The 13,478-nt window shown below is 39.7% G+C and carries 19 protein-coding genes; 14 read left to right on the top strand and 5 right to left on the bottom strand.

All coding sequences use genetic code 11. The features are described 5' to 3' along the window. Window positions 1-295 precede the first annotated feature (295 nt). From IPJ02_15890 to IPJ02_15900, 3 genes are all read right to left on the bottom strand, one after another. Window positions 296-721, bottom strand: coding sequence for a hypothetical protein (locus tag IPJ02_15890; protein MBK7376965.1), 426 nt, complete (start codon window positions 719-721; stop codon window positions 296-298). Further along, on the bottom strand, window positions 699-863 hold the full coding sequence (locus IPJ02_15895) for a hypothetical protein (protein ID MBK7376966.1): 165 nt from the start codon (window positions 861-863) through the stop codon (window positions 699-701). Before IPJ02_15895 ends, IPJ02_15890 begins: the two co-directional genes overlap by 23 nt. A 145-nt stretch (window positions 864-1,008) precedes the next feature. After that, entirely contained in the window at window positions 1,009-1,656 is a 648-nt protein-coding gene (locus tag IPJ02_15900; protein MBK7376967.1) for a response regulator transcription factor, read from the bottom strand. A 168-nt stretch (window positions 1,657-1,824) separates the two neighbouring features. Here IPJ02_15900 and IPJ02_15905 point away from each other — a divergent pair, with 168 nt between their 5' ends. Further along, entirely contained in the window at window positions 1,825-2,010 is a 186-nt protein-coding gene (locus IPJ02_15905; GenBank protein MBK7376968.1) for a hypothetical protein, read from the top strand. A 385-nt stretch (window positions 2,011-2,395) separates the two neighbouring features. On the opposite strand, the gene IPJ02_15910 is transcribed toward IPJ02_15905, so the two are convergent. Beyond that, on the bottom strand, window positions 2,396-3,373 hold the full coding sequence (locus IPJ02_15910) for a hypothetical protein (protein MBK7376969.1): 978 nt from the start codon (window positions 3,371-3,373) through the stop codon (window positions 2,396-2,398). A gap of 181 nt (window positions 3,374-3,554) precedes the next feature. Here IPJ02_15910 and IPJ02_15915 point away from each other — a divergent pair, with 181 nt between their 5' ends. The 10 genes from IPJ02_15915 to IPJ02_15960 all read left to right on the top strand — a co-directional run bounded on the left by IPJ02_15915 (window position 3,555) and on the right by IPJ02_15960 (window position 11,077). Continuing rightward, window positions 3,555-4,085 (top strand): hypothetical protein, encoded by a 531-nt coding sequence (locus tag IPJ02_15915; GenBank protein ID MBK7376970.1) that lies wholly within the window; start codon window positions 3,555-3,557, stop codon window positions 4,083-4,085. 452 nt (window positions 4,086-4,537) lie between these two features. Further along, the gene (locus IPJ02_15920) at window positions 4,538-5,233 is read left to right on the top strand and encodes a hypothetical protein (protein MBK7376971.1); all 696 of its coding nucleotides are present in this window, start codon (window positions 4,538-4,540) and stop codon (window positions 5,231-5,233) included. 22 nt (window positions 5,234-5,255) lie between these two features. Continuing rightward, complete coding sequence (locus tag IPJ02_15925) at window positions 5,256-5,678, top strand: hypothetical protein (GenBank protein MBK7376972.1); 423 nt, start codon at window positions 5,256-5,258, stop codon at window positions 5,676-5,678. Window positions 5,679-6,072: 394 nt separating this feature from the next. Beyond that, window positions 6,073-6,507: a hypothetical protein gene (locus IPJ02_15930; protein MBK7376973.1), complete on the top strand. Its 435-nt coding sequence runs from the start codon at window positions 6,073-6,075 to the stop codon at window positions 6,505-6,507. Window positions 6,508-7,333: 826 nt separating this feature from the next. Continuing rightward, complete coding sequence (locus IPJ02_15935; protein MBK7376974.1) at window positions 7,334-8,158, top strand: hypothetical protein; 825 nt, start codon at window positions 7,334-7,336, stop codon at window positions 8,156-8,158. A 2-nt stretch (window positions 8,159-8,160) separates the two neighbouring features. Next, window positions 8,161-8,571, top strand: coding sequence for a hypothetical protein (locus IPJ02_15940; GenBank protein ID MBK7376975.1), 411 nt, complete (start codon window positions 8,161-8,163; stop codon window positions 8,569-8,571). Window positions 8,572-8,820: 249 nt separating this feature from the next. Continuing rightward, complete coding sequence (locus tag IPJ02_15945) at window positions 8,821-9,363, top strand: hypothetical protein (GenBank protein MBK7376976.1); 543 nt, start codon at window positions 8,821-8,823, stop codon at window positions 9,361-9,363. Window positions 9,364-9,392: 29 nt separating this feature from the next. Further along, entirely contained in the window at window positions 9,393-10,022 is a 630-nt protein-coding gene (locus IPJ02_15950) for a hypothetical protein (GenBank protein MBK7376977.1), read from the top strand. A 303-nt stretch (window positions 10,023-10,325) separates the two neighbouring features. After that, the gene (locus IPJ02_15955; GenBank protein MBK7376978.1) at window positions 10,326-10,706 is read left to right on the top strand and encodes a DUF3575 domain-containing protein; all 381 of its coding nucleotides are present in this window, start codon (window positions 10,326-10,328) and stop codon (window positions 10,704-10,706) included. A 194-nt stretch (window positions 10,707-10,900) separates the two neighbouring features. After that, the gene (locus IPJ02_15960; protein MBK7376979.1) at window positions 10,901-11,077 is read left to right on the top strand and encodes a hypothetical protein; all 177 of its coding nucleotides are present in this window, start codon (window positions 10,901-10,903) and stop codon (window positions 11,075-11,077) included. A gap of 151 nt (window positions 11,078-11,228) precedes the next feature. Here the strand turns inward: IPJ02_15960 and IPJ02_15965 are convergent, their stop codons facing one another. Next, window positions 11,229-11,780 carry a hypothetical protein gene (locus IPJ02_15965; protein ID MBK7376980.1) on the bottom strand — a complete coding sequence of 184 codons (552 nt, stop codon included), beginning with the start codon at window positions 11,778-11,780 and terminating at the stop codon, window positions 11,229-11,231. A gap of 215 nt (window positions 11,781-11,995) precedes the next feature. Between IPJ02_15965 and IPJ02_15970 the strand changes: the two genes are divergently transcribed. The 3 genes from IPJ02_15970 to IPJ02_15980 all read left to right on the top strand — a co-directional run bounded on the left by IPJ02_15970 (window position 11,996) and on the right by IPJ02_15980 (window position 13,394). Continuing rightward, window positions 11,996-12,202 (top strand): response regulator transcription factor, encoded by a 207-nt coding sequence (locus tag IPJ02_15970; protein ID MBK7376981.1) that lies wholly within the window; start codon window positions 11,996-11,998, stop codon window positions 12,200-12,202. Between the two features lie 105 nt (window positions 12,203-12,307). Beyond that, complete coding sequence (locus IPJ02_15975) at window positions 12,308-13,231, top strand: LamG domain-containing protein (GenBank protein ID MBK7376982.1); 924 nt, start codon at window positions 12,308-12,310, stop codon at window positions 13,229-13,231. Then, complete coding sequence (locus IPJ02_15980) at window positions 13,182-13,394, top strand: hypothetical protein (GenBank protein MBK7376983.1); 213 nt, start codon at window positions 13,182-13,184, stop codon at window positions 13,392-13,394. Before IPJ02_15975 ends, IPJ02_15980 begins: the two co-directional genes overlap by 50 nt. Window positions 13,395-13,478: the final 84 nt, after the last annotated feature.

Below are 13,478 nucleotides of genomic sequence, written 5' to 3' on the forward strand. Positions count from 1 at the left end.
TCAAAAGTCTCTATTTGTATGTTGTTTAAGGGAAGGTTTGCGTCCAACAGCGTATTCTGCTACGGCAATTGTAGAAATATGCATGGTTATTTTTTCTGTTATAAAATATTTGTAATAATCAAGTGCATTTTGATGTAATGGGTCACTTTTATCCATTAGCGGAACAAATGATGTATCAAGCTATCACACTATAAAGCCTAACTTATTCAGAATACCCCTCTTATGTCTGATAACCACTCATCTTTATCTTTACATTCTTCCAATTTTTGAAGCTTTTTCAATTAGTTTTTTAGCGCTATTTCATCATATTCTGTTTGGTAAGTAAGGCGAAACCAATTAATGTGAGATCTTTTAAAGAACCAGTTTGTAGGTTTTGCTTTCCTTCGTATATCTGGAAAAGTTTATTGGTTCCGGTTGTAAGTTGTTCTTCTGTAGCGTCAACTACTAGTTTTCCGTATCGGTCAGTAAGAATATGTAAATTGACCTTGTTAAGCCCACCTTCTTCATATATTTTTCCATATAGATAAAGGCTGGTAGTTATCCATTCTGTCTGAGGTGCTATGTATTGAGATTCTTTAGTGATTTTAATAAATTCCTGATCTGTTGAAATAGAAGAAGCTATTGAGTATTGCCTTCCTGTTGTATAGGCCTTTCTCTGCCATTTATCAATAATGGAAGCTTGTTTTATATCTAATAAATCAACATTTCCTTTGTTTGCCAACTTCACTCATTAATGCTGTAAACATTATAGCTTTAGCCGCTGGGATAAAAAAAATATTTTTTACAGAACCATCTTTTACTTCATATGAGACTTTTGGCCTTTCTTCTTTTTCTGACTTAGAAGGGAATAATAATGTTTCCACATCACTTAATAACTCCTTGGTTTCAGCAATATCAATGTCTCGTGGGTTTAAATTTCCTCAGCAGTTTTACCATAAATAATAATTGATATGTAACTATTGCTTCCATGAGTTTTAACAACCAATAAGGGATTATTAATTTGTCAACCTATACATTAACAATCCCATTCTTAATTGCATACATCACCAGTCCCACCCTTGTTTTTACATGCAGTTTTTCAAACAGTACATCCCGGTAGCCGTCGATGGTACGTGGGCTTACAAACATCTTATCCGCAATTTCCTTGTAGGTGAGTTCGGTACAACTGTATTTAAGGAATTCGGTTTCCCGGTCATTCAGCGGAACCAGGTTCTTCAATCCTTCGCCATCATCATCCATCTTATTGATGGCATGCATCAGTTTGCCGCTCACCAGGTCGCTGTAGTAAAACCCTTTGTCCATTAAGGCGTGAATGGCTGCTTTCAGTTCGGCCGGTTCACTGTCTTTTAATATATATCCCCGGGCGCCGCATTTAAGCATCCGGATGATGGAGGTTTCGTTATCGTACATACTGAGGGCAAGGACTTTTACATCGGGGTGGTTTGTTTTGAGCCATTGGGTGGTCTGGAAGCCATCCATTTCGGGCATATTGATGTCCATGAGGACAATTTCAGGCAGGTTCTTTTTATCTAATTTTTCCTGGAATTCCTTGCCATTGTTGGCTTCAAATAGTACCGTATTGCCAAGGCTTTCCACTAATTGGGCAAGGCTGATGCGGAGGAGTGAGTGATCATCTGCTAAAGCAATGGATGGCATAGTGATGGTATATTAAATTCTGAATGAAAATAATACTTTAAAGGGAGAAAAGGTAAAAAACACCTGGGGAGAATGTTATGAGTTGCAGGGTCATTTTTCCGGATTTTTAGATATATTTATAACAGGTTGCAAATTTGCAACACCATTATTAACCTAAAAAATTTTATCATGACAAAGAAAAAGCAGCTCCTAAACCAAGGATCCCTTCAAAATCTAAAGGCTGCGCCTAAAAAGCCAAGAATTCCTTCAAAATCTAAAAAAGCTTCTGGAGTAAAACCTCCGGAAAGAGTTCCGTCAAAGTCAAAAAAAGCTAAGGCAAAGAAGCCAAGGATCCCTTCAAAATCCAAGAAATAATATATTTCTTGCTGAACTTATTTGAATTCCAAATAGACAGGGATAAATTGACTCCACAATGTTTTCTTGGAAAATGCTATCTCAAACTTAGCATTATGTTTATAAAAGTAGCGGTAATAATCCCTGTCTATATCTTTTTTATTCTTGGGAAAATAGATTGAGAAACCGTTTATTCTTTCAATATTAATGTCTGCCATCTCAAAGTCATTTCCCACCCTGCGTGCAATGATATATTTGTTATTAATGACTTTCTAAATAATTTTTTAATAATTGCTTCATTTTATGATCCCTGTCAGCCAAAAAGTGAAATAAAGTATAACAGGTCAATTATGAATAAGGGATAAGGAAGGGGATTTCACCTTTTTCGAATATAAGGCTTGAAATTTCAGTTGAACTCTTTCTTGCCTTTTTTTATTAACGGATAGTAAGTTGCAGTATCTGTATTTATTATTCTCACCATATCGTTCACAGCATCTGCCAGGCTTTTGGCATAGCTTAAGTCACATGCGCTTACCACTACGTCATCCAGGTATTGCAGTTTATTTATTCTTCTGTATGTGTTTTCAATTGTCTCTATAAACAATTTTGCTAAATCCCTAGAGTCCGAGTCTGGTCTGGCAATTACCTTATTAAAGACACTAGCATAATCAAATCCATAAGCCCAAAAAGCCGTCTCGCATGCCACTAAATAATTTACGCAATCTTTAAAGGAAAACCCTGTCTCTGTCATCTGCATGAAACAGTTGACCATTATGAGAAGATCCACTTTCTGACCTTTAAAGCCCACTTTTATTGATTCAGCAAGTTCATCATTTGTTAAGATATCTGTTTCTTCTTTTACATCTGCCAGTTCGATATAACGGTCTACCTTTCCAAAAAAACCAACATTTTTAAAATCTTCTGAAAAAAGGTCACGGCCCTCTTTTTGTCGGTCCTTTTTGAGAAGAACCACATTTTCCATGTTAGCAATATCGTTATTGGTAACTTTGAACCGGACAGGGTGATCTTCGCTGGTTGCATTCAGGATAAAATTCTCAAGTTCGTTCAGGACATTAAATTTCATTGTATTGTCAAAAATAGGGTCTGCTTCCCATACACCAAACCCGGAGCCATGATCCCATGTATACAGCATTATTCTTTCCGATGGAAATTGTTGATGTATTTCAGAGAATATGGCGGTTAAATTTATTTTACTGCCTATATTGATCTGGCCATAATTTTTAAGTTCATTACTGTAGAAGCTGTTTCCTCCACCGGCTGGAACTATCTGAAATAATTTCGCTTCAATTTTCCGTTTCTTTCTACCCGTTTCCCCTGGGAGAATATGCATTCTTAAGATACAACACATTGCATTCATGAACATTCCACAGCATGGTTTCAAGAATGTTGATCAATACATTTACATGCTTGGTTAATTCTGAATCTATAGCATGCATAATGAAAAAGATGGTCCATTTTTTTTGCATATAATTTATTAACTTGTCAATACTATATAATGAAATTAAGAATTTTTATTACAAAGCAATTGCTTTTTTCCCTGCTCTGTGGTCTTCCCCTGCATTGCCTATTCCAATAATGATGAAAGGTACTATCCATTTAGAAAATACAGCCAGAAAGAAGGACTGAGTAGTTATAATATTAAAAAAGTCATAGAAGACCCTTATGGTTTCATTTGGATTGCAACTCAATCCGGATTAAACCGTTTTGATGGCAGGTCTTTCATAGTTTATGATAAATCTTCTCCAAATCCTGCCAGCCGGATCGTTGAAAATGATATAACAGACATCGTCATAGACAAGCAACGGAACCTTGCTTGGGTGTCTTCTGCAACCGGGGGGTTGAATGCAGTTGATCTTAGCACTTCAAAAGTTCAAATATCGGTCCCGTTAACAGGAAGGAATCTTATACTTACCAGCGATTGGATATTATCGATGCAACTTATTGGTGATGATATCTGGCTGGCAACAAATAATGGCTTGTCAGTGTATAACATAAGGAAAAATATAACGACCCACCAATGCATCATTCCTTTTCGGAAAATGCAAATGGAAAATTTTGTCATAAACCCTTACTGAGGCTAAATGAAGAGTTAATGGTTGCATCCGTAGAAAATTTTGGATTGGTTTTATAGTATAGTTACAAAGGAAATAGTTTATAAATATAATCTTGATAAAACCGGGTATAATCCTGGTAGTATGTTCGATATTGTTCAGAACCCAAAGGGGGTGTTTTTATTTCCACAAAAAATGGGCTGGCAAAGATCATGTTGGACCCAAAAGCTGGCATGAATAAAATAGAATTGTATACGCATAGTGATTATCTTTTTTATCTGGCACCAAATGAGTTCCATAGGGTTTGATAAAAACGGTACTCTTTGGTTCAGTAATGATGCCGGGCTTTCATAGCGAACAAGGAGAACAGAAAGGTCATTACAGTAAAAAGTTCGAGACTTGCTGCCGAAATTGACAAAGAGAACAGGATTACCGACATCTTTTTTGACAATAGCGATAATGTTTGGCTTTCTTCAATGCAGGGAGTTATGGTTTCAGCTAATAAGATCAGCCCATTTATTTCATACTCTTCTTTTAATAATGGTACACTTAAAATTAATCATACTTATGGCATTAGTCCATTTTCAGATGGCAGCCCGGTATATATTTGCACGGAAAGGGGGCTATACCTATCAGATAGGGCCCTGAAAACTGCAAGCTGTTTTGACAAGGCAACTGCCTACTATTCATCATTTTTTCTTAATACTAAGGTTCCCTTCTTTTGCACCTCGGGTGGTTTAAAGATACTTAGCAACAACAAAATGGCCGATCCTAGTTTATTTTATCCCGAATTAAAAGGAATTGAAAAAGAAAGATTTGGCGCAGTAATTAATGTGGATGACTCCCTGATCTACCTGGCAAGCTATATTGACAAAGGTCTTTGGATATGGGATCATAAAAAAAGTTCAGTAACCTATTTATTACCTCAGGACGCTTCAGATTCAAATGTGACAATGCAGATCAATTCCTTGTATGTAGATAAGGCCAAAAATGTATGGCTTACATGTAACCAGGCAATATTTGTTTGTATGCAGGGGAAAGGTTTAAAAAGAATGACCATTCACAATAATAAAGACTATAAAAAACAGCTATTTTTGACATGTGTGAGATCAGGGAGGTTATATGGTAGCCAGTTATGGAGAAGGTTTATTGATACTGGACTCGGAATTTAATTTAAAAAAACAGCTAACTGTATTGAACGGCCTTTCTAATAATGGCGTTTACAATCTTTATCCTGTAAGCGATACAATGGTCATTGTAAGCAGTAATTCAGGCATATCCAGGATCAACACTGCCAATTATCAGGTAAACACTTACACTGAAGAAGATGGACTTGTGTCAAACAGTCTGGAGTTTAATTTCAATCCCGGGGCAACCCCTGGCCGTTTAAACTCGATATATGGTTTTACGATAGTAGAACCGCGCTACTTTTCAACTAGCCAAACTATTCCTAAAATATATATATCAGAAATAAAGATTGCAGCAGAGGACAATATCCGTGATATTAAAGATCTGGATTTATTAAGTATCCATTTCGAATACTACTATTCAAACAACTGTATATTTTCGGTGTCAATTACAGCAACCACAGCGAACTGTTTATCAATACAGAATTAAAGAGTTACATAGCAAATGGATAGAACTAGGTAATAATAACTGTTCAATTGGTTGGTTTGAATCCCGGCAGGTATCACCTGCAGGTAAAAGCTACAAATGAAGACGGTGTATAGGTGAACCCAAAGAATTAATATTAACCTTCCTGCCCAAATGGTACCAAACATGGTGGTTTAAGATACTTGTGTTTTTTGCCACAGCGGGCATCGTCTATGCCTTTTACCAGTACCGCATTGCACAGATAAAAGCAGCACGAAATACCCAAAACATTGCTACTGATCTGCACGATGATTTAGGCAGCACCCTCAATAGCGTAAAAGTATTACCAATCTTGCCATCAGTGGCGTGAAACAGGAAGAAACCTACAGCAAATAAAGAGAATCTGACCGAAGCCACCATGAGCTTGCGGGATATGATCTGGGTGCTGGATGATTCTCTGGATACTGTGGATGAACTGGTAACCCGACTTAAGCAGTTTGCCCTTCCCGTAGCCGCCGCCAGTAATATGGAGGCAGTTATAAAGGCCGACAGCGAAGTAAACAGTATCAAGTTAACGAAGGAGGAAAAACGGAACCTCTTCCTGGTATGTAAAGAAGCCATTAATAATAGCATAAAATACTCCGGGGCCACACAGATCAATGTGAATATTAAACCAGCTGGGAAAAAGATACAGGTAACCATCACCGACAACGGAAAAGGTTTTAATGTGGATGAGGTGAAGAAAGGGTATGGACTTAAGAATATGCAATACCGGGCAGGGCAGGTCAAGTATAAGGCTGTTACTAGTTCTGAGCAGGGTAAGGGAACCGTGGTTGATATTAAACCGGTTTAATTGCATTTCTTCGGGATATTGAATTACTGCGTTATTGTTTCATCTCTATTGTTTTATTCCGCCATCCGTATTAGTTGGGTATTCTTTCCCAATTTCCTCCTGCAAGACTACCGTTATTTGACGTTCATCAATCAGGTGTTTTAACGGGTAGTAAATCAACTCTTTTTGAAAACTTGTATCAATGCATAGTAAATATGCTTGAACAGATCATACAATTGGTAACCATGCTTTTCTGCTAAGCATGGTATGCGAACACATCGCAGATTTTGAAGCACTACCTAAATATGAGTCAACGGCTTGGTATCGGTGACACGATAACAAAATTTCAACCGATAATTTAAGAGCAAGCCCGTGCTTCCGGATACTTAAAATCAATGTTTGGTGCGGTATTCTTACGGCAGCGATTTTGAAAACCGACCTGATCAAAATATTCAATCAGATAAAAGGAGCACTGGTAAGACCATTGGGTGGAGTAGCCTGTCGGAATATGCAAAGGTAAAACCCAATGGTATGACAGCCCGACTATTTTCCTTATCGGGGATTATACTTACTGGTTGCTTCATCAGTTTTGGCTCTAAGTTCTGGCACGATTTGCTGGATATACTGTTAGAGATAAAAAATGCTAAAAGGGCTTTAACGCAAACCAATATCAAGCAATTATCAGGCACAACATTGGAATTTGAAAAACTAAGTCCAAACGAAAGGACCAGGTTTTAAAAGTGCTATCCAGACATTTTCAAACTACTGGGAAGCCTCTATCAGCAATTATAAACGAGTAGATGCAGGCAAAAAGATCACCAATAATCAACCAACGGAAAATAACTGCGTGAGATTCTATGTAGAGGATAAGGAATACAAAGGAAAAGTGACAAACCCGGTTCCTGAATATATCTACCTCGGAGGATTTAAAATACCAACCGATGTTATTGTAGATACAGGAGAAATGATACTGCATAACTGGAAAAACCCCGGCGATGGCAGCGCTTGTTATCTCCGGGAAAAGTGTTTCAAGAAAGAGAGCAAGGCTACCGGAACCATTTCGTTGAAAGTTAAAAAAAACATTGATGGAGTTGAAAGGTTCTTTGCCCTAAGTTGTTACCATGTGCTTTTCGACAATGAATTTTCAAATAGGAAAAATGAAATTCGAAATGCGGGGGAAGCCAGTATGCCCCGTACAATAAAAACACCCGGGGATGATATAACAGCTGCCGGTACACAAGTAGGCACAGTAGGGTGGGGAAAGATTGATGAGTATGTTGATGCAGGAGTTGCCTTGCTTGATGACCCTGATTCTTTGGAAGAAGAAATTGATTTCCTTGGAAAGCCCGTTGCAAAATATGCGGTGATTGCCAACGACGAAAATGCTCTTTCCGTAAGTTTCTGCGGAGCAAAATCGGGCCTGGTAAAAAATAAATTAATAAAGGGTTGTCACGCAATAAAACCTGTAAATACGCCCGCGGGAAGAATAGTGTTTAGTGACCTAATTCAGATTGAGCGATGCTCAGATTTTGGTGATTCCGGCGCCCCGGTCATTGATCAGAATAACCGGTTAATTGGAATTATTGAAGGGGGTGATAATTACTATACATACATAATCCCCATACAAAACATAATAAACCGAATCAAAATTACCCCTATACTAAATCAATAAATATGAAACGAAAGATCATAAAGCCAATATTGGCGGATATTTTGAATGGCAAGAAGATAAAACCCTTTCTTGGGCCTTTAAAATTTGAAAAAAAAGAAGGCAATGTTCTTCTTGTTGAGATCGGGGATAAAAAAACAGCAGATAAAATAGGCGAGCCAGTAATAATCAATCCGCAAACTTTCGATACAATCAAAGGGGTGCTGGATAAGGCAAAAGCGATCATTACATTCAATATTGATACTTACTATTCCATTGAGGATGACGATACGTTGCATATCAGTATGAAGATCAATAAGAAGGCTTCCCAGTTAATAGCAAGGCTGTGGAAGAAAAAGATGGCCAAACCAGAAGTTGAGCAAAACGGACCTGCAGAAAGCAGTATTAATTATCTTCAACTGGCTGAAAAAACTTAAATTGAGTTTAGGATTGGCAGACCTTTATCAAAACCCGAATTGTGCTGCGGAGATATTGATAATCCCTGCGATAGATCAGACTCATTGATATACAATAGAAATAAAATAATTTACTACGCAAATAGCAATGTTACAGTTTACTATAATCATAGAGGAGAAAGGAAGATAATCGATTACGAAGATATTATTGTAAGGGCCGGCCGGCCATTATCTTTCGAAATAAGGAATATAAACCCAGATGCTTTTAAAGTGGAAATATCTGATGCAGCCATCGCCTATGAGATTCATATAGATTCATTGCTGTATTTTTTACCTGGAGTAAGTGCAGACGGAATGGCTTTTCATGCTGCCGGTAAAGAACCAAAGTATGGAAAAAAAGACACTACCCGTGCCGTGCTACTAGTGGCATACCTTAACCTGAAAGAATTTTTCATGCACCTGCAAAACGGCTGTATATATGGGTTTAATGCCAATGTAAAAAGAAAAATGGAGGCCAAAAAACGGGTTGATTCATTTTTGTTGAAGCACCTCTATAGTGCCGGCAATACTGGCCTGGCTCAAACGTTGATCAGTCATCTGGATACGGCAGGTTCAAAAGAAGACAAAGAATTGTGTGAGAACCTGCTGAAATTATATAACAATCTACCTGCCTCTCATTACAGAATGATCACGCAGATCCCCGCCGTACTTAAAGACAAGGATAAGATTCAGTTTAAATTCAATATAGAGGCAAGAGAGAATACGCCATATATGTCGTTGGTTAAACAAAAACAATTGATGCATACATTGTGAAAAATTTCCGGATTGACGTAAGCAGCGGTTTGTATTATGCATTTAACCTGCAAAATAATAAGTATGTTGTAAGGGCCGACAGTATCGTGGGCAAAAATGCAGCCAATACAGCAGACAGTACCTTAAAAACCGGAAACAGCATCTTTAGGGAAGACTTGGGGAACGGGGACTTTGGCTTTGCAAGTTTCATTCATTTTTACAGACGCCATTCTCCATCGTTTAGTTGGGGAGGACATATAGGCGCTGGTGTAAGTCTTAACGACAGGGTAAGGCCAAGATACTTTGGCGGTATAAGTTTTATTTTTGGCAGAGATAATGCCAGGTTTGTTGTGAATGCAGGCATTGTTGGCGGAAATGTAGATAGAATAAGTGATCAATACCAAAAGAATGCAGACGGAACATTTAAGTGGATACCTACAACTGAAACATCGGTTGTTACAAAAACCAAGTTTGCAGTTCAGCCATTCGTAAGTGTAAAAGTTATAACCTGCCTTTCCGGTCTAAAGCAAAAGTCAACCTCAACAGTGGCTCCTCCGAGAAGAAAAAAAACAGATCCTAAAAGGAAAGAGGAGAAAAAGGATACTAAGTCAAAAGAAAATACGGAGATGGAACAACAATCATCTAGGCCAAAAAGAAGTTACCGGGAAGACCTTTTATAAAAACTAGGGAGTTTATTTTTTGAGAGATGATATGCTTTCAAATGCATTAAAGAAAGCGTTAAAAACGCTTAGCATCTGACTATTCCGCTGCGTATCCTGCCATTCTTTGATGAAAGCGGCTGCATGGTTTTTATTTCATTCTAGCTTAGGGCATTGCAGTAGTTATATTGAATCAACAAATTAATTAAATAATCAATAAAGAGTTCAGTTCCGTTCAAAAACTTGCGGCATCTGGGTATTGTAAAGCATGAATAACAATAATATTTTTAAGCAGCATTTGTTAACCTTAAAACCTGATTAAGCATGAAAAAGATCACTCTATTGCTTTTTGTGTCCCTTTGCACGACCGCTTTACTGGCACAAAAGGAAAAAAAGGAACCCTCCCCTGCAAAAAACATGGTGAAGCTGAACCTGACGGCGCTGGCATTCAAAAACATCAGCCTGCAGTACGAACGGGCTGTGGCAAAGAAGGTTACGGTGGCCGGAACCTTCCGGTATATGCCTACGGGGAGCATCCCTTTTAAAAGTACATTCATCACGATCGCCGATGACCCGGATACAGAACGCCAACTGAATAACCTGAAAGTGGGCAATATCGCCTTTATGCCTGAAGTACGGTTTTACTTCAGCAAAAAGCGCTTACCGGGATTTTACGGGCCTGTTTGGAAGCACGGCGAGGTATAGGCGCCGAAGTTCCTTTTGAATACGATGATGCCGGCATTCCAAAACCATTCCCATGAGCGGGAACATTACCACGATCACCGGCGGACTGTGATGATCGGGTCACAGTTCGAAGCTCGGCGGCCCGGTTTATTTAGACTGGTGGATACTGGGACCTGGTATGGTACTTCCAGCGGTAACCTGAGCGGGAAAAATCAATGAGCCCATCAGAACAACAGTCTTTGCGGGATGAACTGACCGATGTGGATATTCCCATGACCAAATTCACCTATACCGTGGATGCAAACAGGCTGCCATGGATATTAAAGGCCGCGTGGGCGGGCATCCGAGCTGGTATAAATATCGGGTTCGGTTCTGATCAGGCAGATATATAATTTATTGATGACAGCTTTTAGAAAGCTGTCATTTCTTCTGTTCTCCTCATCCTTCAGGAACAAAAATTCTGCCTTGGTTATCAGGAGATGCCGAAAGATATCAGTGCCAGCGATTCGAACCAGAAAACAAGCCGGTACCTGAGTACTTAACTCATCCAGCCAGATCATGCATACAGCAATGGCTGCAATGCAGGCGATCATGATGATGCCGCAAACCCGGGTAAACGATATTTGCGTTCCTCTTTTTTGCCGGGTAAGCTTTTTTGGCGGGGGTCTGTTTTCCGGAAGAGGTAAAGAGAGAAAAGCTGAAGACCGAAAAAAGCAGTACAGCAAAAACAAAGTGCATGCTGTGTACCACCCGGTTGCAACTGGTGGTGGGGAACAGGAGCCACTCCAGGGGCAAAAGACAGCCCAGGTTTGCGGTTATGCTGTCGGTCCTGTCATAGCCTTTGTAGGTCATTAAAAAGAAACCGAGTACGAACAGTACGCCCACCAGTATATCACCGGCTGTTCCGTTATCATAATAATCGCTTACCGAGAATTCAATGTTCAGCGTGCGGTTCGCAATTAGGTTTCCAATGATGAGCAGCAGGGGCAATAAAACCCCCGTGGCGCCTATTAGTATACGCAGGGCATAGTAGGAAATGATCTGGTCGTTTTTTTCAGGTGTTTTCACACCGGATATCATCAGGTCGTTTTGCATATGATGTTTTTTGGGGTTGGGGATAAAGCTGTGGTACTAAAAATAAACATTATTCACAGAACCGGCATACCGTCTTTTCACTCCCCGTAATCTCCGTTAATATACCCTTGATAGGCTTTTGTGTCCGTTGCATATTTGTATGGTGATCGGGGATGGTACCCAAAAGGGGTATTGATAGGGGCAGACACTTAATTTATTTTTAATTCATAAAGCAAATGGGAAGATCAGCAAAGCAACTCACCAAACGGGAACTGGAAGTACTGGCCGGATTGGCTAAAGGCTATTTGTACAAAGAGATCTCTCATCACCTGTCTATATCCCTCGATACGGTAAAGAAACACTGTAAGAACATTTACCAAAAACTGAACGTGCGTAACCGGACCGAAGCCGCCAATTATTTCAATTCCAGGAAAGCAGCGTAATCCCCTTATTGCAGAAACTGTTTCATTAAACACCAAAACTTATAAGCATGAAAAAAATCTTACTTACTCCCATTCTTTTTTTTTGTTTACACTGTGTGATGGCTCATGACCACTGGCCTGGTGGCATATTTCCCCATGAACGGGAGTTTTGCCGATGCAGGGCCTTATGGTATCGCAACTACGGTCAATGGGGCTACTGCCACCACCAATGTAACAGGCACAGCCAATGCGGCGATGGCATTTTCCAATCCTACGTCTGCAGTTCCGCAATTTGGCACGCATGCTATAAACGCCAATACCAGTTTCGGCATCAACCAGGATTTTACCATTGTATTCACGGTCTATGCCAATTCACCATTCGTGCATACCGGGGGATTTTACGATAACAACCTTAATAGCAACGGGCCGGGTGTATGGTTCTGGAATGCCAACGGATATCCACAAATACAATTCAATTTTCGCAATGCCAGTGTAGGTACCACAAACGGCGCTTTTCCGGTGGGTGTATGGAAACATATTGCTTGTGTAAGATCGGGTGCTTCAATCATGGTTTACATCAATGGCATTCTGAATGTTACCGGAACGGTGGGATCAGGAACACCAGTCTATAATATCCCCGCCCGGTTTGGCACCATGTCTTATTATTTGTACTCACCACCAGAATATAACGGCTTCAATGGGAAAATGGATGAAATGCGGATCTATAACCGGGCCCTTACTGCTGCGGAGATACTGGGAATGAGTGGCGGCGCCTTACCGGTGAAACTCACCTCATTCACCGCAGCAAACAAGAACAATACGGTTACACTAAAGTGGCAAACACAGTATGAACAGAACAGCAGTCATTATACCATACAACGCAGTACCGATGGCCTGAACTTCACCGATGCAGGAAGAGTGGCTGCAGCCGGTAATTCAAACCTGCCGCTTAATTATTCATATAACGACCTGCTGCCGCAGCCATTCAGTCACAAAAACAGTGTTCTACCGGCTGCAGTCCGTGGATGTGGATGGAAAATTTTCTTATAGCCGGGTAATCGCCCTCCAACTGGATGCTAAAGACATGCAGTTATTTGTTTCTCCCAACCCCGCAAAAGATGTATTACAGGTGCAAACGGGCAGCAATAATGCAGGCAATGCAGTACTCATCATCTCGGATGCATCCGGAAGGCAGGTGGTCAGAAAAATATAGAACTGCAGCAGGGAATAACAGTATACCGGTAAATATCTCCATGCTTGGCAGGGGAACTTATTTTGTGCGGATCGTAAATGGCAA

The sequence above is a fragment of the Chitinophagaceae bacterium genome, from assembly GCA_016710165.1.
Taxonomy (GTDB): Bacteria; Bacteroidota; Bacteroidia; order Chitinophagales; family Chitinophagaceae; genus Ferruginibacter.